This window comes from Castellaniella sp., from assembly GCF_041677825.1.
Classification (GTDB): Bacteria; Pseudomonadota; Gammaproteobacteria; order Burkholderiales; family Burkholderiaceae_B; genus Castellaniella.
This window is the reverse complement of sequence record NZ_JBAYPG010000006.1, coordinates 64064-81490: the sequence shown is the minus strand read 5'-3', so window position 1 is coordinate 81490 and position 17427 is coordinate 64064. Positions and strand designations below refer to the sequence as shown.

The 17427-nt window shown below is 65.2% G+C and carries 15 protein-coding genes and 1 tRNA gene; 8 read left to right on the top strand and 8 right to left on the bottom strand.

Annotation, left to right across the window (positions count from 1 at the left end):
• Positions 1 to 26: 26 nt before the first annotated feature.
• Complete coding sequence (locus tag WCY17_RS04410) at positions 27 to 2246, top strand: primosomal protein N' (protein WP_372700956.1); 2220 nt, start codon at positions 27 to 29, stop codon at positions 2244 to 2246.
• A gap of 6 nt (positions 2247 to 2252) precedes the next feature.
• Positions 2253 to 4274, top strand: a complete 2022-nt coding sequence (locus WCY17_RS04405; RefSeq protein WP_372700955.1) for a UvrD-helicase domain-containing protein — start codon at positions 2253 to 2255, stop codon at positions 4272 to 4274.
• Between the two features lie 80 nt (positions 4275 to 4354).
• Here WCY17_RS04405 and WCY17_RS04400 read toward each other — a convergent pair whose 3' ends face one another.
• Positions 4355 to 4582, bottom strand: coding sequence for a hypothetical protein (locus WCY17_RS04400; protein ID WP_372700954.1), 228 nt, complete (start codon positions 4580 to 4582; stop codon positions 4355 to 4357).
• Between the two features lie 216 nt (positions 4583 to 4798).
• Entirely contained in the window at positions 4799 to 5716 is a 918-nt protein-coding gene (locus WCY17_RS04395) for a cytochrome c5 family protein (protein WP_372700953.1), read from the bottom strand.
• A 184-nt stretch (positions 5717 to 5900) separates the two neighbouring features.
• On the opposite strand from WCY17_RS04395, the gene WCY17_RS04390 reads away from it, so the two are divergent.
• A tRNA-Arg gene (locus tag WCY17_RS04390) sits at positions 5901 to 5975 on the top strand.
• A gap of 18 nt (positions 5976 to 5993) precedes the next feature.
• Here the strand turns inward: WCY17_RS04390 and gshA are convergent.
• Together gshA and WCY17_RS04380 are read right to left on the bottom strand one after the other, a co-directional pair.
• Complete coding sequence (gene gshA / locus WCY17_RS04385) at positions 5994 to 7553, bottom strand: glutamate--cysteine ligase (protein ID WP_372700952.1); 1560 nt, start codon at positions 7551 to 7553, stop codon at positions 5994 to 5996.
• Complete coding sequence (locus WCY17_RS04380; protein WP_372700986.1) at positions 7456 to 7815, bottom strand: LuxR C-terminal-related transcriptional regulator; 360 nt, start codon at positions 7813 to 7815, stop codon at positions 7456 to 7458. Before WCY17_RS04380 ends, gshA begins: the two co-directional genes overlap by 98 nt.
• Before the next feature lie 249 nt (positions 7816 to 8064).
• Here WCY17_RS04380 and WCY17_RS04375 point away from each other — a divergent pair, with 249 nt between their 5' ends.
• The 4 genes from WCY17_RS04375 (at position 8065) to WCY17_RS04360 (ending at position 12360) form a co-directional block, all read left to right on the top strand.
• Complete coding sequence (locus tag WCY17_RS04375; protein WP_372700951.1) at positions 8065 to 9303, top strand: homoserine O-acetyltransferase; 1239 nt, start codon at positions 8065 to 8067, stop codon at positions 9301 to 9303.
• Positions 9300 to 9971 (top strand): methionine biosynthesis protein MetW, encoded by a 672-nt coding sequence (gene metW / locus WCY17_RS04370; RefSeq protein WP_372700950.1) that lies wholly within the window; start codon positions 9300 to 9302, stop codon positions 9969 to 9971. The genes WCY17_RS04375 and metW overlap by 4 nt, the downstream gene beginning before the upstream one ends.
• A gap of 13 nt (positions 9972 to 9984) precedes the next feature.
• Complete coding sequence (locus tag WCY17_RS04365) at positions 9985 to 11226, top strand: muropeptide transporter (protein ID WP_372700949.1); 1242 nt, start codon at positions 9985 to 9987, stop codon at positions 11224 to 11226.
• Positions 11227 to 11352: 126 nt separating this feature from the next.
• Entirely contained in the window at positions 11353 to 12360 is a 1008-nt protein-coding gene (locus tag WCY17_RS04360; RefSeq protein ID WP_372700948.1) for a bile acid:sodium symporter family protein, read from the top strand.
• A 110-nt stretch (positions 12361 to 12470) separates the two neighbouring features.
• Here WCY17_RS04360 and WCY17_RS04355 read toward each other — a convergent pair whose 3' ends face one another.
• Entirely contained in the window at positions 12471 to 13280 is an 810-nt protein-coding gene (locus WCY17_RS04355) for an exodeoxyribonuclease III (protein ID WP_372700947.1), read from the bottom strand.
• 74 nt (positions 13281 to 13354) lie between these two features.
• Between WCY17_RS04355 and pyrE the strand changes: the two genes are divergently transcribed.
• Positions 13355 to 14023, top strand: coding sequence for an orotate phosphoribosyltransferase (gene pyrE, locus WCY17_RS04350; protein ID WP_372700946.1), 669 nt, complete (start codon positions 13355 to 13357; stop codon positions 14021 to 14023).
• Positions 14024 to 14115: 92 nt separating this feature from the next.
• Here the strand turns inward: pyrE and gatB are convergent, their stop codons facing one another.
• The 3 genes from gatB to gatC are packed head-to-tail and all read right to left on the bottom strand — an operon-like array spanning position 14116 to position 17409.
• Positions 14116 to 15573 carry an Asp-tRNA(Asn)/Glu-tRNA(Gln) amidotransferase subunit GatB gene (gene gatB, locus WCY17_RS04345; protein WP_372700945.1) on the bottom strand — a complete coding sequence of 486 codons (1458 nt, stop codon included), beginning with the start codon at positions 15571 to 15573 and terminating at the stop codon, positions 14116 to 14118.
• A complete protein-coding gene (gene gatA / locus WCY17_RS04340) occupies positions 15570 to 17096 on the bottom strand; it encodes an Asp-tRNA(Asn)/Glu-tRNA(Gln) amidotransferase subunit GatA (RefSeq protein ID WP_372700944.1) in 1527 nt (508 codons plus the stop codon). Before gatA ends, gatB begins: the two co-directional genes overlap by 4 nt.
• 4 nt (positions 17097 to 17100) lie before the next feature.
• Positions 17101 to 17409 carry an Asp-tRNA(Asn)/Glu-tRNA(Gln) amidotransferase subunit GatC gene (gene gatC, locus WCY17_RS04335; RefSeq protein WP_372700943.1) on the bottom strand — a complete coding sequence of 103 codons (309 nt, stop codon included), beginning with the start codon at positions 17407 to 17409 and terminating at the stop codon, positions 17101 to 17103.
• Positions 17410 to 17427: the final 18 nt, after the last annotated feature.

Sequence of the window (17427 nt, the reverse complement as noted above, 5' to 3'; positions counted from 1 at the left end):
CGCGCCATGCCGTACTGGCCGGCCGCATGAACGAAGCACCAGGCGGATCAGGGGCCGATACAGGGCAATCGGGCTGTGCCCAGCCTGCGAGCGCGCCCGGGGATCCAGCACGCGCATCCCAGTGCGGCGTGTCACCGCGGGTCTATCTGGCCGTGGCGCTCGATGTACCTTTGCCGGGGCTGTTCGATTACTCGCACCATGACATCGTCTCCCCCGGGGTTCGGGTGCGTGTGCGCTTCGCACACCGTCATCTGGTGGGCATGGTCTGCGAGGTGCGCGAACGCCCCGGCATCGACCCTGCACGCGTGCATGCCATCGAAGCCGTCCTCGATGACCTGCCTCCCATGCCGGCCGACTGGATGCGGCTGGCACGGTTTGCCGCGGCGTATTACCACCGTCCGCCCGGCGAAGTCCTGTTGCCCGTACTGCCGGCCAGCCTGCGCAGGCCAGCCGCGTACACTGGGCCACGGGCTTCGGGGGGGCCTGTTGCACGGGCAGATCGTCGACCGCGCGCCCGCAAGGCGCCACGGGATGCAACCAGCCCCGGCCAGAATGACGCGCCGCCGGTGCCCTTGGGCGCACCGGCCGGCCAGACGCCTGTGCTCACGGAGGCGCAGGCACGTGCCCTGAACATTCTGCAGGCCATGCTGGCAGCATGCGCCGGCCATGGCGATGCGGCCCGGGTCGCGCTTCTGCATGGCATCACCGGCAGCGGCAAGACCGAGCTTTATCTGCGCATGGCCGCCCTGTGCCTGGCGCATGGCCAGCAGGTTCTGATTCTGGTGCCTGAAATCAATCTCACGCCGCAACTCGAGCAGCTGGTACGGGCGCGCCTTCTGCCGGGCCAGACGCTGGCCGTCCTGCACAGCAGGCTGTCCGAAGGCGAGCGGCTGCGTGCCTGGCTGCGCGCGTCGCGGGGGCAGGCGGATATTGTCCTGGGCACGCGGCTGGCGCTGTTCACCCCGTTGCCGCGCCTCGGGCTGATCGTCGTCGACGAAGAACACGATGCCTCCTACCGGCAGCAGGAGGGTTTGCGCTATTCGGCACGGGATCTGGCGGTCTGGCGTGGCCATGATCTGGGCATCCCGGTGGTGCTGGGTTCGGCGACACCGTCTCTGGAAAGCTGGCTGCACGCCCGGCAGGGGCGCTATCAGTTGCTGTCGTTGCCGCAGCGCGCGCGCAGCCGTGATCTGCCGACGATCGAGTTGCTCGACACGCGTCGCGCACCCCTGGAGCATGGCCTTTCACCGGTGGCCCTGCAGGCCCTCGAAGATACGCTGCAGTCCGGCTTGCAGAGCCTGGTTTTCATCAACCGGCGCGGCTATGCCCCTGTGCTGCGCTGCCCCTCATGTGCCTGGGTCAGCGACTGTCAGCGCTGCTCGGTGCACATGGTCCTGCACCGGCGCGATGGCGGCCGGGGGGCCGTACTGCAGTGCCATCATTGTGGGGCCAGCAGGGCTGTACCGCACGCCTGTCCGGCGTGTGGCGATCAGGACCTGCAGCCGCTGGGCAGTGGTACGCAGCGCGTCGAAACCTTCCTGGCCGAGCGTTTTCCGGGCGCTCGCATCCTGCGCATCGATGCCGATGCGACCCGGCGCAAAGGCAGTGCCGAAGCGCTGTTTTCCCAGGTTCATGCGGGCGCCGCGGATATTCTGGTCGGTACTCAAATGGTGTCCAAAGGGCATGATTTTGCGCGCCTGGCCCTGGTGACGGTTCTCAATTCGGACAGCATGCTGTTTGCCCAGGACTTTCGGGCACCCGAACGCCTGTTTGCACAGTTGATGCAGGTGGCAGGGCGGGCCGGACGGCATGGCCTGGGTGGGCGCGTGCTGGTGCAGACGGACTATCCGCAGCAATCGGTCTATCAGTCTCTGGTGGCTCACGACTATGCCGGTTTTGCTGCGCTGACACTGGAAGAGCGCCGCGAACTGGCCTTGCCCCCATGGTCGCACCAGGCCTTGCTCACGGCACGGGCCCGTCACCTGCAGGATGCGCTCGATTTCCTGCTGGTATTGCGGGCGCAGGCTCTGGAACTGCCCGGTGCAGGGGGCGTACGGGTGCTGGATGCCGTGCCGCTGCGCATCATGCGGGTCGACCGCGTCGAACGGGCGCAGATGCTGCTCGAGGCGGACCACCGGCCTTGCCTGCATCGTTTGCTGCAGGCCCTGCTGCCGCATGCCCATGCGCTGTCCAGAGCACGCTCGGGCGTACGCTGGGGGGTAGAAATCGATCCACTGGAGATCTGAGAGACGATGGATCGTGATACTGTGGTGCAGGACGCACCGGGCGGCCTCAATGAGCGGCAACGCGAGGCGGTGCGCCATCTCGATGGGCCGTGCCTGGTGCTCGCCGGGGCGGGCAGTGGAAAGACCCGGGTGATCACCCGGAAAATGGCTTACCTGCTGGGCGAATGCGGCTACCAGGCGCGCCACGTGGTGGCGCTGACCTTCACCAACAAGGCGGCCCGCGAAATGAATGAACGGGTGCGCGCCCAGGTTGGCGCGCGACTGCTGCGAGGGCTCACCGTCGGCACATTCCATTCACTGGGCCTGAGATTTCTGCGCGAGGAGCATGGCCCGGCAGGGCTCAAACCGGGTTTCTCGGTGCTGGATGCTGCCGATGCCCTGGCGATCGTCCAGAATGTGCTCGATACGACCGACCGGGCCAGACTGCGGGCCGTACAGCAACAGATCTCGCTGTGGAAGAATGCCCTTCTGGGGCCTGACGAAGCCGCTGCACGGGCAAGCGACATGGGGCAGGCCGAGGCCTTGCGCGTCTATCGAAGCTACCAGGCGACCCTGCAGGCCTGGCAGTCCGTGGACTTCGATGACCTGATCTATCGGCCGGCGCGGTTGCTGGGCGAGGATACCGACATGAGGGCGCGCTGGCAGGCCCGCATCCATTACCTGCTGGTGGATGAATATCAGGATACCAGTACCTGCCAGTACGAGCTGCTCAGGCACCTGATCGGCAGTCGGGCCCGGTTCACTGCAGTGGGCGATGATGATCAGGCCATTTATGCCTGGCGTGGCGCGACCAGCGAGAACCTGGTTCAGCTGGCACGCGACTACCCGGATCTGCGGGTCATCAAGCTCGAGCAGAATTATCGGTCGGTGCAGACCATTCTCCAGGCGGCCAATCGTGTCATTGCTCACAATCCCCGGCACTTCGAGAAGACCCTGTGGTCCGATCTGGGCGCGGGGGCACCCATCGGCCTGATGGCCATGGATACCGATCAGCTCGAGGCCGAGTCCGTGGCGATGCGGCTTTCGGCCGAGCGGTTCGGGCGTGCGGCGCACTGGAAGGATTTTGCGGTGCTCTATCGCAGCAATCACCAGGCGCGCATCCTCGAGCAGGCCCTGCGCGCCCTGCGCATTCCCTACACCGTGTCGGGCGGGCAAAGTTTCTTCGACAAGACCGAGGTCCGCGACATCATGGCCTGGTTGCGCCTGATCGCCAATGTGGATGAAGATCCGGCGTTCATTCGGGCCGTCAGTACGCCGCGCCGCGGCATTGGTCAGAGCACTCTGGCCATCCTGGGCAGCGAGGCTGCGCGTCAAGGCTGCTCGCTGTTTGCCGCAGCCCTGCACTTGCCCGCCGAGGCCTTCCCGACCGCGCGCCAGGCACTTGCGCTGGGCCAGTTCGTGCAACTGGTGCAGGGCTTCTGCGCGCGCCTCGGTGAGGCGGCTGCGAAACTGCTCGATGACGTGCTGCAGGCCATTGGCTATGAGGCGTATCTGTATGACATGCTGGATGATCGGCAGGCACGCACGCGCTGGGGGCACGTGCTGGAACTGCGTGAATGGCTGGTCCGCAAGGCCGATGAAGAGGGCTTGACGCTGGTCGAGCTGGTGCAGCGGGTCGCACTGGTCACGCTGCTTGAACGCTCGGATGAAGAGACGCCCGATGCGGTGAAGCTGTCCACCCTGCATGCGGCCAAGGGGCTGGAGTTTCCGCACGTGTATCTGGTGGGCGTCGAAGAGGGCCTGCTTCCGCATCGTGGCAATGAAGAAGACGGCGGTACCGAACCCGGCGCCGATGCGTCGTACCAGTCGCGTCTCGAGGAGGAGCGGCGCCTGATGTACGTAGGCATGACCCGTGCCCAGCGTACACTCCAGATCAGCTGGTGCCGTCGGCGCCGACGCGGGCGTGACGAAGTCCTGTGCGAACCCTCACGCTTCATCGCAGAAATGGGGTTGCAGCCCGAACGGCCCGTGGCCGTTGCCGACCCGCAGGCGACCCTGGCCCGGCTCAGGCAGTTGCTGAAAAAATAACGCTGCAAGCCCTGTTTCAGGTGGCTTGCAGCGCAGAGCCTCATTCTGACGGCCCGAGGCCGGGCCAGAGAATCCGGCTTTTACCAGGGGGTGCGGCTGTAGCGCATGTCGCGAGCCCGGGCCTCTGCCTGTGCATTGATGGCGTCACCCAGGAAGCGTCCAGCGGCCTTGCCGGCGTGCCACAATGAGGCACCGACCTTCCTCAGGCCGCTTTTCAGGCACAGGGGCCGGGTTGCATCGAGGGCAAAATTGCCATAGGCGCGTTCGAGGGCGTCGGACATCTGGAGATGTGGGGTATTGGCATGCATGATGAACTCCTGCTTCAGAAGCTTTAGATTTGAATGGAGTTCATTATAGGGAAAACCCTAGGTTAAGTCTAGGGGTAAACCCTGATTCGTGGCCAGAATGCACACCGCCCGGCCATTGGGCCGGGCGGGGGGCCGGACAGCGCAAGACCCCGGGATATCAGGGCTGCTCGCGCACGTGCGGCGGCGTGCAGGCTGGGCGGCCCGCCAGATCCGGGGTTACTGGGCTGCCGCGATCATGTATTCGATTGCCGCCTTGAGTTCTTCATCGCTGGCCTGTGAGCCGCCGCGTGGCGGCATGGCCCCGACGCCGGAAATGGCATTGTTGAGCATCGCATCCAGCCCTGTCTCGATATAGGGTGCCCAGGCCTGCGGGTCGCCGAATTTGGGCGCGCCAGCCAGACCCGTGTCGTGACAGGTGATGCAGATTTGCTGATAGAGCTTTTCACCGACACTCATTTCGGAGGCGGGCCTGGCGGCGGCCGCCTGGGTCGTTGCGGCGGTTTCTGCGCCAGCGGCAGTATCCTCGGCAGCGGTTTCGGCTGCAGCAGCCTGGGCCTGTTGTTCGGCATCGCCCTCGGGCGCCGTGGCCTGCGCCGCCGTGTCGGGCGCCGGGCCTTCGCTGGTGGCGCCGTCTGCATCAGGCTCGGCGGGTTCGGGGAAGTCGGCCCCTGAATGGTTGGTCATGTAGACCACGGCCCGGGCCACTTCGAAGTCGGACAGGGCGGCATTGCCACCCCGTGGCGGCATGGCACCGATGCCATCGATGGCGTTCTTGAGCAGGCTGTCGAAGCCTTGCTGTATGTATTTGCCCCAGTCGCCGGCATCGCCGAACTTGGGCGCCCCCGCCACGCCGCTGCCATGACAGGCCGAGCAGGTGGATTCGAATACCTGCTGGCCGGTCTTGTAGCTGACAGGCGCGTCGGCATCGACCAGTTTGAAGCCGGCCACGGGCTGAATGCGGCTGGCGACCTGCTCGATGGCATAGGGATCGGGCTCGGCCCCGGAACGGATCACCGGACTGAGCACGTTGGTCATGATGATGATGATCGCAATGGGGATGAGGAACGCCAGGATGATGGTGATCAGCAGCCGCAGCGGTGACTTGATGGCAGAGGGATGTTCTGGGTGACTCATGTCGGGTTCCTGGGTGGTCGGCCGCCGGCTTGCAGCACAGCAACTGATTTCATGCCTGAAGCAACGATTATAGCGACAGGGCCCTGCACTTGCAGGGGCTGCGGCGTGGCGCCGGCAATCACGCTACAATGTTGCTCCTGTCGGCTCGTGGAGTCGGCATGCGCTGCTTCTGCAGCAGCGCAGGGCGCCCGTAGTTCAATGGATAGAATAGGAGTCTCCGAAGCTTCTGATCCAGGTTCGATTCCTGGCGGGCGCGCCAGTTCAGGGCCTGCGGCGTTCAGCTCAGCGCGGCCTCGAATTGCGCGACATAGTCTTCGAAACTGATCGAATCCGATGCCTCGAGTTCGGCCTGCTCGGCCAGCGACGTGGCCGCGAGCTGATCCAGGCGTGCCAGGGTGCGGGTCTCGGGCGGGCTGGCCTGCAAGGCTGCCCAATGCGCCATGCTCTGTTGCAGCGTGTAGTCGTGGAACTCCTGGCCGCGGTCTTGCAGATCGGCCAGCAGCCGCCCCGAAGGGGTGGCCTGCGGGTCTTCGATTACCGCATGCTGCCGGCTCACGCTGGCCTGGTGCTGGTCATCGCCGCTGTGGGTATCCAGCAGTTCGGCCGTGGCCGACAGGGCTTCGAGCGTTTCGGTCGCCCAGTCGCGCAGGCTGCTGATGCAGTTATCGCGCTGCAGCACAAGCCCGGGTCGCCGGCCCTCGCGGGCCACCAGGCTGAAGTTCGCCTGGCTTTCCTGGCAATGGCCGGGCGCCGGGAACAGCGGGCTGTCATCCAGCGCGCAATGCAGCAGGAAAACATCCAGGAACCGGGCGGTATCCGGGCTGATGCCCGCCGGTGACCAGGGATCGATATCCATGCAGCGCACTTCCACGTATTGGATCCCGCGCTGCCTGAGCGTGGTGTTGGGCCGTTCACAGCGGGCCGTGGCCTGTTTCGGCCGGATGGGCGAATAGTATTCGTTCTCGATCTGCAGGATGTTGGTATTGAGCTGTATGCGCTGACCATCACGGTGCGTGCCGATGGCCTCGTAGGGCGGCCATGGTGTCGTGACGGCCGAATGGATGCGGGCCGTGAACGTATCGAGGTCGTTGTAGCACAGTTGCAGTTCGGATTGCACCGGGCTTTTGTAGCCCAGGTCGCTCATGCGCAGGCTGGTGGCCCAGGGCAGGCAGTAGGTGTCGGGGCTGAGGCGCTGCAGCCTGGCCTCTTGCCCCATGCCCCCGAGGAAACTGCGCGATACGGCGGGTGACGCCCCGAACAGGTACATGAGCAGCCAGGCATGGCGCATGAAATTGCGAATCAGCGCCATGTAGCCGGCATCGCGCCGGTCGCGTGCGGTCGGGCCGTCCTGCAGCAGGTCCCAGATGGCCTCGGGCAGCGAGAAATTGTAGTGGACGCCTGCGATGCACTGCATGATCCGGCCGTAGCGCACGGCCAACCCAAGCCGGTAGACGTGCTTGAGCATCCCGCTGTTCGATGGCCCGTACCACGCCACGGGGATCTGGTCTTCGGCCGGCAGGTGGGCCGGCATGGACTGGTTCCAGATGGCTTCTGCCGGGTTGCGCAGTGCCACGAAGCGGTGGATGTCCGTGAGCTCACCCAGCATCGCGTGCACGCTGGTATGGGGGGCGGTGATCAGCTCGAGCAGGGCCTCGGAGTAATCCGTGGTAATGCCGGGATTGGTGAGGGCCGACCCCAGGCTCGCCGGGTGCGGTGTGAGCGCAAGCCCGCCGCGCGCATCAACGCGCAGGCCCTCCTTTTCGATGCCGCGGCGGATGCTGCGAAGCAGCTCTGGGTGCGCTGCCAGTTGGGCGCGTCGATGTGAGACCAGGCTCATGGTCGTTGGGTCCCGGGAGGGTCTGAAGGGATTCCATTTTATCGAAATGAGCGCCGGGTAAACCCGCGCCCGGTAACAGGCCCATTTTCAGGGCGGTGGTGATGGCCGCCATGCGATTGCATACCGCCAGCTTGCTGCAGGTGTTGGACAGGTGGAAGTTCGCGGTGCGCTCGGCAATGCCCAGAATCTGGCCGATTTCCCAACTGGTCTTGCCATGTGACGCCCAGTGCAGGCAATCGAGCTCGCGCGGGGTGAGTTTCATGACGTCTCGCGGGGTCGGTTTCATGATGTCTCCTGGATGATGTTGATTGATATCGTGCCGCTTGACGTTAGTAAATGTATCATTAGTGCCATATTGTGAATCAATAGAACAGGGCCTATTTGTCCGGGGTATTTGCTGTTCTCGCGGGCCCCGGGGCCGCGCGGGTCGAAGTGCTAGAATCGAGGGGCAATGGCGCCGATTTGCCTGATCCGCTTGCGGGCGCTCCATAAATCCAGCTAAAGAGGTCCCATGACCCATTCCGTTTCCGCTCCCGAAGCCCCCTTGCAGACCCAAGACCGCCCCGATGTGCCCACTGGCAGCGTCGGTTTCGTGGCGCCCGAATACGTCGAGTTTTCCGAACCGCTGGTGCTCTCCAGTGGCCAGGTGCTGCCCGAATTCACATTGGCGGTCGAGACCTATGGCGAACTCAACGCTGAACGCAACAATGCGGTGCTCATCTGTCATGCCCTGAATGCATCGCATCACGTGGCGGGCATGGATTCAGCGCACCCCGGCCAGATCGGCTGGTGGGACAACATGGTGGGGCCCGGCAAGGCGGTGGATACCGACCGCTTCTTCGTCATGGGCATCAACAACCTGGGTTCCTGCTTCGGCTCCACCGGGCCGACCAGCCTGAATCCCCGCACGGGTACGCCATGGGGGGCCGATTTTCCGCTGCTCACCGTAGAAGACTGGGTGCATGCCCAGGCCCGTGTCGCCGATCATTTCGGCATCCAGCGCTTTGCGGCGGTCATGGGGGGCTCATTGGGGGGCATGCAGGCGCTCAGCTGGGCCATTTCCCAGCCGCAGCGGGTGGGCGATTGTGTCGTGATCGCCAGTACGGCACGGCTTTCGGCGCAGAACATCGCCTTCAACGAGGTGGCGCGCCGCGCGATCACGACCGACCCCGATTTCCATGGCGGGCGCTACCACGAGCATGGCGTCGTGCCCGCGCATGGCCTGTCCGTAGCGCGCATGGTCGGGCACATCACCTATCAGTCCGATGCCGTCATGGCCAGCCGCTTCGGGCGCACCCAGAGGGCACCGGGCCCCAACGGCGACTATCGCTACCACTACGACATCGAATTCGAAATCGAATCCTATCTGCGCCATCAAGGCGAGAAATTCTCGCGCTATTTCGACGCCAATACCTACCTGCTGCTGACGCGTGCGCTCGATTACTTCGATCCGGCGCGCGCCCATGGGGGTGATCTGGCGCGCGCCCTGGCCACTGCGCAGGCACGTTTTCTGCTGGTGTCCTTCACGACCGACTGGCGCTTTGCCCCCGAACATTCACGCGAAATCGTGCGCGCCCTGCTCAAGAATCAGCGCCAGGTGTCCTACGCTGAAATCGATGCGCCGCATGGGCACGATGCGTTCCTGCTGGATGACACGCGCTATCATGCCGTCGTGCAGGGTTATTTCGATGACATGGCCCGGCGGCTCGAACTGCCGGGGCGCACACGCACCACGGGGGTACTCGCATGAGTCGGGCGGCCAATTCATCCCGGCTGCCGGTGATCGGCCCGCCGGTGTATGGCACCGCGCAGCGCGGCGGCCTGCGCGTCGACCTGCAACGCATTGCGCAGTGGATCCAGCCGGCCACCCGGGTGCTGGATCTGGGTTGCGGCGATGGCAGTCTGCTGCTGCATCTGCAAGAGACACGGCATGTCCGCGGCGCCGGGGTCGAAATCGACGATGATCGGGTGATCAGCGCGATCCGTCGAGGGGTGTGCGTGATCCAGCAGAATCTCGAAGAAGGGCTCGCGCTCTTCGATGACCAGCAGTTCGATACCGTGGTTCTGTCACAGACCCTGCAGTCGATGCACCATACCGAACATATCCTGCGCGAAATGGCGCGGGTCGCACACTACGGTGTCGTGTCCTTTCCAAATTTCGGCTATTGGCCGCACGGCTGGTCGATATTGCGCGGGCGCATGCCGGTGAGCGAGCAAATGCCGTATCAGTGGTACGACACACCGAACATCCATCTGTGCACCTTGCGTGACTTCGAAGCGCTGGCCCGGCAATTGGGCTTGCGCATCATCGATCTGGCCACCTTCAGGGGGGATCACGAGATCCGCCATTTGCGGGGCTGGCGCAGTACCCTGGCGGTCTATCATTTCGAATCGCCGGTCGCGAGGCCGGCTGCGTGAACAGGCCGGCCTCGTGAAGGGCAACTGGGCCATTTACCGCAGCCAGCGGGTCCTTCCGTTGCTGGTGCTGGGGTTCGCCAGCGGGCTGCCATTGGCGCTGACCTCCGGCACCTTGCAGGCCTGGGCCACGGTCGAACAGGTGTCCCTGCAGAACATCGGCTTTCTGACCCTGGTGGGTACGGCCTACACCCTGAAATTTCTCTGGGCGCCCTTCATCGACCGGTGGGCACCCCCCTGGCTGGGGCGGCGACGCAGCTGGGTGTTCCTGACGCAATGGCTGCTGGCCGCATCGATCGCGGCCATGGGGCTGTTTTCGCCTTCGGCCGAACTGCATGTGCTCGCGCTTCTGGCCGTCTGGGTGGCCTTTCTCTCCGCCACACAGGACATCGCCTTCGACGCCTACAGCACAGACGTATTGCGGCACGACGAACGTGCGGCGGGGGCGGCACTCAAAGTGATGGGCTACCGTCTGGCGATGGTGGTGTCCGGGGGCCTGGCCCTGATCATCGCCGACCAGTGGCTGGGCTGGGGCGCCATGTATATGCTCATGGGCGGCCTGATGGCCCTGGCCTCGCTGGCCACCCTGTGGTCGCCCGAGCCCGAGCAGGCAGCCGTCGCGCCACGCAGGCTGCGTGAGGCCGTGGTCGAGCCCCTGCGCGAATTCTTCAGCCGCCGCGGCGCCTGGCTCATCCTGCTGCTGATCGTCTTCTACAAACTGGGTGATGCCTTCGCAGGGGCCCTGTCGACGACGTTCCTGCTGCGTGGTGCAGGGTTCGATGTCACCGAGGTGGGCCTGGTGAACAAGGTGTTTGGCCTGGCTGCCACCATCATCGGCGCCCTGGCGGGGGGCGCGCTCATGGCGCGTGTGGGCCTGTATCGGGCGCTGATGTGGTTCGGGGTTCTGCAGGCGGTGTCCAACCTGGGTTATTGGGCCCTGGCCATCACGCCGCCTTACCTGATTTCCATGGCCAGCGTCGTAGCCCTTGAAAACCTGTGTGGCGGTCTGGGGACTGCGGCCTTCGTCGCCTTGCTGATGGGCCTGTGCGAGGCGCGTTTCTCGGCCACGCAATTTGCCTTGCTGTCGGCCCTTTCGGCCGTGGGGCGTACCTATCTGGCGGGCCCGCTCACGCCGGTGATGGTGGGCTGGCTGGGCTGGCCCGAATTCTTCCTGGGCACCGTGCTGATCGCCTTGCCCGGCCTCTGGCTGCTGTGGCTGATGCGCGATCTCATCCGCGGCCTGGATGCGCCCCTATGAGCGGTTGCCTGTTCAAAGAGCCGTGCCGGCCGCTTGCCGCCAGGCTGCCCATTTCCATTTGCCCAATTCAATCCATTCGCACAATCCAATTTTCGAGCGCTCCGGGCTGCCGGGGTTTTCATTCCCATGGTATCCAGACTACGTTTGCTTCTTGATCGGTTCACCCTGATTCTCATCGCCATCATTGCCGCCGCCACCGTGCTGCCGGCGCAAGGCCAGGGGGCGGTGTTCTTCGAATGGCTCACCGCCGCGGCCATTGCCCTGCTGTTCTTCCTGCATGGGGCCAAGCTGTCCCGCCAGGCCATCATCGCGGGGGCAACGCATTGGCGTCTGCATGGGCTGGTCTTTCTCTGGACGTTCGTGTTCTTTCCGCTCCTGGGGTGGATGTTCCGGCCCGTCCTGCTGCCGCTGCTGGGCGAGCCCCTGTATGTGGGTGTCATCTATCTCTGTGTGCTGCCGGGTACGGTACAGTCGGCCATCGCCTTCACCTCCATCGCGCGTGGCAACGTGCCCGCGGCGGTCTGTGCGGCCTCGGCCTCGAGCATCGTGGGGATTGTGCTCACACCCATCCTGTTGCGGTTTTTCCTGGATGCCGATACGTCGGCACTGGGGGGCAGTTCAATGCTGCAGGCCATCGGCCGCATCAGCGTGCAGATCCTGCTGCCTTTCGTGGTCGGCCATCTGATGCGCCCGGTGATCGGTGCCTGGATAGACCAGCATCGCAGGCTGGTCGGCCATGTCGATCAGAGTTCGATCCTGCTGGTGGTTTATACGGCGTTCAGCGAGTCGGTGATTGGCGGCCTGTGGCTGACCGTGGACACGGCCTCGTTGCTGTGGCTGCTGGTGGTGTGCTGTGTGTTGCTGGCCGTGGTGCTGGTGCTCAACACCTGGTCGACGCGCAGGCTGGGGTTCAATCGGGCCGATGAAATCACCATCGTCTTCTGTGGTTCGAAGAAGAGCATGGCCACGGGGGTGCCCATGGCCGGTGTGCTCTTCAGCGCCGCCGCCATCGGCCCCGCGCTCCTGCCGCTCATGATCTTCCACCAGATCCAGCTGATGGTGTGCGCCGTGCTGGCGCAGAACTATCAGCGTACGGATCCGGCTCTGCACGTGCAGGCCGTCACAGCGTCCTGATGCGCGGGTTGACGTGCGGCGGGTGGGGGCCCTGTCGGCAGGTCGGGTGGGCCGGGCCGGCGCGGCCAGGGGTTTTTGCAGCCAGCGGCGTTCGCCCGGGGCGGGGGCCGTCAGCCGGCCGTATGCGGCCAGGGGCGGTCATAGTCGATGCTCAGCGGGGCGTGGTCGCTGAAGCGCTCGTCCTTGTAGATTTCAGCCCGCCGGGCCTGGGCCGCGAGCCCCGGCGTGGCCACCTGATAATCGATGCGCCAGCCCACGTTCTTTGCCCAGGCCTGGCCGCGGTTGCTCCACCAGGTGTAGGCCTCGTCCGTCGTGTCCGGGTGCAGGCGCCGATAGACATCCACCCAGCCCAGCGTATCGAAGACCTTGCTCATCCAGGCCCGTTCTTCGGGCAGGAAGCCGCTGTTCTTCTGATTGCCGCGCCAGTTCTTGAGGTCGATTGCCTGGTGGGCGATGTTCCAGTCGCCACAGATCACGAATTCACGCCCTTCGCGTTCGTGCTCGGCCATCAGGCTGCCCAGCCATTGTTCGAAATGGTCCAGGAAGCGGTATTTGGCCTCCTGGCGGATGTCACCGCTGGTGCCCGAGGGCAGATAGGCGCTGATGACCGTCAGGCCGGGCCAGTCGGCCCGCAGGATGCGGCCCTCGGCGTCGAATTCGGGTATGCCCATCCCCGCAGCGACGCGATCGGCCGGGCTGCGCGTGTACAGGCCAGTGCCGCTGTAGCCTTTTTTCTCGGCATGAAAGAAGTGACCCGTGTAGGCATCCGGGTGGCGCATTGCCTCTTTCAGATCGCTGTCCTGGATCTTGATTTCCTGCAGGCAGACGATGTCCGGCCCGGCCCTGTCCAGCCAGCCGTCCAGGCCTTTGCGAAATGCAGCACGAATGCCATTGACGTTGAGGGTGGTGATGCGCAGCACGATCGGGCTCCTGTTCTTGCGACTGACGCCCCGAATTATCCGATAATGTCGGTTTTCTTTCATCGAGGCCCGTCATGTCCGCTTCGCAGGCCCACGAATTCGTCCGCTTCGCGCTCGCGCGCGAGGTCCTCCGGTTTGGCCGTTTTCAGACCAAGTCGGGGCGCTTGAGCCCCTATTTCTTCAATGCCGGGCTGTTCGACCAGGGCGACAGCGTGGCGCAGCTGGGGCGTTTCTATGCCCGTGCACTGCTCGGCTCCGGGGTGGGTTTCGACATGCTGTTCGGTCCGGCCTACAAGGGGATTCCGCTGGTCACCACCACGGCGATCGCCCTGTCGGCCGCCGAGTTGGGCGGGCGGGCGGTGCCGTTTGCCTTCAATCGCAAGGAAGCCAAGAATCATGGCGAGGGGGGGGTGCTGGTGGGGGCGCCGCTGCGCGGGCGGGTGGTGATCGTCGACGATGTGATCACGGCCGGTACGTCGGTACGCGAGTCGGTGGCCCTGATCCGCGCGGCAGGCGCGCAACCGGCGGCGGTGCTCATCGCGCTGGATCGCATGGAACGGGCCGGTGCCCAGGGGCAGCTCGATGCCGGGTCGGCCGTGTCCGAGGTGACCCGCGTGCATGGCATTCCAGTGATCAGCATTGCCACGCTGGATGACATCATGGCGCTGCTCGAGCATGAGCCCGCCTGGGCGAGCCACCGTGAAGCGGTAGCGGCCTACCGGGCGCGCTACGGCGTTGCCTGACGGCCCCAAGACCTGCGCGCCATCGATGCGGCGGCTGCGCGGGCCACGAGGGGCCGCACACGGCGCCTCGGGGCGCCTTGGGCAGCGGGCCTTCAGCCGCCCAGTTTCTGGCGCAGCAGGGTGTTCACCTGCTGGGGGTTGGCCTTGCCACGGGCTGCCTTCATGACCTGGCCGACCAGTGAATTGAACGCCTTGTCCTTGCCGGCACGGTATTCTTCGATGATCTGCGGGTGAGCTTCGAGCACCTGATCGACCAGCGTCTCGATGGCACCGCTGTCGGTGATCTGCTGCAGGCCACGGGCGGCGATGATGTCGTCGGCCCTGCCGTTGCATTCGCCCGACCACATGGCCGTGAACACCTCGCGTGCGAGCTTGTTCGATATGGTGCCGTCCGTGATGCGCCGGATCAGGCCGGCCAGCGCATCGGGCGGGACCGGGGATTCGGCGATGCCGATATCGGCCCGGTTGAGCGCGGCGCCCAATTCACCGAGGATCCAGTTGGCCGCCTGTTTCGCCTGCCCCGCTGGCAGGCCGGCCGCGCAGGACTCGAAATAGTCCGCCGTGGAGCGGTGCATGGTCAGTTGCGCCGCATCGTAGGCGCCCAGGCCGAACTCTGCCTGAAAACGCGCCTGCCGGCTGGCCGGCAATTCGGGCATGGTGGCGCGCACGGCCGCGATCCATTCGGGCGACAGCACGAGCGGCGGCAGGTCGGGGTCGGGGAAGTAGCGGTAATCATGCGCGTCTTCCTTGCTGCGCATGCTGCGCGTTTCGTCGAGCTCTGCATCATACAGGCGGGTTTCCTGGATCACCGTGCCGCCATCTTCGATGAGTTCGATCTGGCGCCGGGCTTCGTGCAGGATGGCGCGTTCGAGAAAGCGAAACGAATTGAAATTCTTGATTTCGCAGCGCGTGCCGAATTCGGCCTGCCCCCTGGGGCGCACCGAGACGTTGGCATCGACGCGAAACGAGCCCTCTTGCATGTTGCCATCGCAGATGCCCAGCCAGACGACCAGGGCGTGCAGGGCCCGCGCATAGGCCACGGCCTGGGCTGCTGAACGCATTTCGGGTTCGGAGACGATCTCGAGCAGGGGGGTTCCGGCACGATTCAGGTCGATGCCGGACGAGGACTCACCATGTGGGCCGGTAAAGTGCTCGTGCAGCGACTTGCCGGCGTCTTCCTCGAGGTGGGCCCGGGTCAGGCGGATCACGTGCTCTTGATCGTCGAGCAGGAATTTCAGCTGGCCGCCGATCACGATGGGGTGCTCGAACTGGCTGATCTGGTAGTTCTTGGGCAGATCCGGGTAAAAATAATTCTTGCGTGCAAAGATCGAGCGTTCGGCCACCCGGGCACCCACGGCCAGGCCAAAGCAGATGGCCCGCTCGACTGCGCCGTGATTCATGACCGGCAAAGTGCCCGGCAGGGCCATGTCCACCACGCTGGCCTGGGTGTTGGGTGCGGCGCCAAAGCGCGTACTGCTGCGCGAGAAGATCTTGGACTGGGTGGACAGCTGGGCGTGGACCTCCAGCCCGATGACGGTTTCCCAACTCATGAGGTCTGCCTCGGGGTGTATTGATGCCAGTCGGTGTGCTGCTGGAAGCAATCGGCCAGGGCCAGCAGGCGCCCTTCGTCGAAGTGGCGGCCGATGATCTGCAGGCCGATGGGCAGGCGTGCCGCCGGGCCACCCCGGCCGCACGGAATGGACAGGGCCGGCAGGCCCACCAGGTTGGCGCCCAGCGTATAGATGTCGCCCAGCCAGTCGGCGATGGGGTCATCGTCGTGGTCACCACGGCGGCGGGCGACACCGGGCGTGACCGGGCCCATGATGATGTCGCAGGCTTCATCGAGTGCCTGCTGGTAGTCATTGGCCACCATGCGGCGCACACGCTGGGCCTGCAGGTAGTAGGCATCGTAATAGCCGTGCGACAGCACGTAGGTGCCCACCAGAATGCGCTTGCGGACTTCCGGGCCCAGGGCTTCGCTGCGCGAGCGGCGGATCATGTCGGCCAGATCCTGGTAATGCGGCGCCCTGTAGCCAAAATGTACGCCATCGAAGCGCGCCAGATTGCTCGATGCCTCGGCTGGCGCGATGACGTAATAGGCTGGAATGGCGAGGCGTGTCAGGGGCAGGGAGATGTCGACCCGCAGCGCGCCAAGGGCTTCGAAGACCTGCAGGGCGGCCTCGACGGCATCGGCCACCTCTGCAGCCAGCCCGCTGCCGAAGAATTCCTGTGGCACACCGATGCGCAGACCGGCCAGTGGCTGGCGGCCGGCCTGGCTGAATTGGTGGCGCCAGGCGTCATGGGCGGCCGCGATGCGCCCGGGGGCATTGGCCACCCCATCGCAGGATTCGAGGCTGGTGGAGTCTCGCTCATCGAAACCGCTCATCGTGTCGAGCAGCGGAACCAGATCGGCGGCGCTGTGGGCAAGCACGCCGGCCTGATCGAGGCTGGACGCGTAGGCAATGACGCCGTGGCGCGAGACCGTGCCATAAGTGGGCTTGATGCCACTGACGCCGCAGTACGCTGCAGGCTGGCGCACCGAACCGCCGCTGTCGGTGCCCGTGGCACCCAGCACCAGACCCGCAGCGACGGCCGCGGCAGAACCGCCCGATGAGCCCCCGGGAATGCGTTCGGGGTCATGCGGGTTCTGCAGCGCGCCGAAGGCGCTGTTTTCGTTGCCCGAACCCATGGCGAACTCATCGCAGGACAGCTTGCCCAGCGAAACGGTACCGGCCTGTTCGAGACGTTCGACCACCGTTGCATCGAAAGGGCTGACGTAATCCGCGAGCATGCGGCTCGCTGCCGTGGTACGCCAGCCACGGGTGACGAAGAGGTCTTTGTGGGCAATGGGGATGCCGGTGAGCGGACCCGCATTGCCCCGTTCGAGCAGTGCATCGGCGGCCCGGGCCTGGGCGCGTGTCAGGTCGTCGTCGATGTGCAGGAAAAGGTGCGGATCAGCGCCGTTGCGTGCCGCCTGCAGCGCGTCGGTCGCCAGCTCGAGCGCGCTGATGCGCCGCTCGCGCAGGGCCTTGCCCAGCGAGGCGATGGAGGGATATTGCGTGGGCAGAGTCATGGTGTCATTCGATGACGGTGGGGACGAGGAACAGGCCATCGTGGGCGGCCGGCGCATTGCGCAGGCAGGCATCGAGCGCGGCCTGGGTGTGTGGCGGCTCCGGGATGTCTTTCTGGAGCCGCAGGGTGACCGATTGCCGGGCTTCGAGCGGGTGTGCCATGGGCTCGATGCCCGTGGTGTCAACCGACTGGAGCGTTTCGATCAGGCCGAGGATGCGGGTGAAGTCGGTCTGGGCCTGCGCGAGGCTGGCGCGATCCATTTGCAGGCTGGCCAATTGGGCGAGCCGTGTGATGTCCTGTTCTGTGAGTGCCATGGGCGTCATTCCCCGAAG

What these genes read in the sequence shown, in the direction of transcription:
- WCY17_RS04410 (WP_372700956.1), top strand. Translation starts at nt 27, where the DNA reads ATGAACGAAGCACCAGGCGGATCAGGGGCCGATACAGGGCAATCGGGC.
- WCY17_RS04405 (WP_372700955.1), top strand. Translation starts at nt 2,253, where the DNA reads ATGGATCGTGATACTGTGGTGCAGGACGCACCGGGCGGCCTCAATGAG.
- WCY17_RS04400 (WP_372700954.1), bottom strand. Translation starts at nt 4,582, where the DNA reads ATGCATGCCAATACCCCACATCTCCAGATGTCCGACGCCCTCGAACGC.
- WCY17_RS04395 (WP_372700953.1), bottom strand. Translation starts at nt 5,716, where the DNA reads ATGAGTCACCCAGAACATCCCTCTGCCATCAAGTCACCGCTGCGGCTG.
- gshA (WP_372700952.1), bottom strand. Translation starts at nt 7,553, where the DNA reads ATGAGCCTGGTCTCACATCGACGCGCCCAACTGGCAGCGCACCCAGAG.
- WCY17_RS04380 (WP_372700986.1), bottom strand. Translation starts at nt 7,815, where the DNA reads ATGAAACTCACCCCGCGCGAGCTCGATTGCCTGCACTGGGCGTCACAT.
- WCY17_RS04375 (WP_372700951.1), top strand. Translation starts at nt 8,065, where the DNA reads ATGACCCATTCCGTTTCCGCTCCCGAAGCCCCCTTGCAGACCCAAGAC.
- metW (WP_372700950.1), top strand. Translation starts at nt 9,300, where the DNA reads ATGAGTCGGGCGGCCAATTCATCCCGGCTGCCGGTGATCGGCCCGCCG.
- WCY17_RS04360 (WP_372700948.1), top strand. Translation starts at nt 11,353, where the DNA reads ATGGTATCCAGACTACGTTTGCTTCTTGATCGGTTCACCCTGATTCTC.
- pyrE (WP_372700946.1), top strand. Translation starts at nt 13,355, where the DNA reads ATGTCCGCTTCGCAGGCCCACGAATTCGTCCGCTTCGCGCTCGCGCGC.
- gatB (WP_372700945.1), bottom strand. Translation starts at nt 15,573, where the DNA reads ATGAGTTGGGAAACCGTCATCGGGCTGGAGGTCCACGCCCAGCTGTCC.
- gatA (WP_372700944.1), bottom strand. Translation starts at nt 17,096, where the DNA reads ATGACTCTGCCCACGCAATATCCCTCCATCGCCTCGCTGGGCAAGGCC.
- gatC (WP_372700943.1), bottom strand. Translation starts at nt 17,409, where the DNA reads ATGGCACTCACAGAACAGGACATCACACGGCTCGCCCAATTGGCCAGC.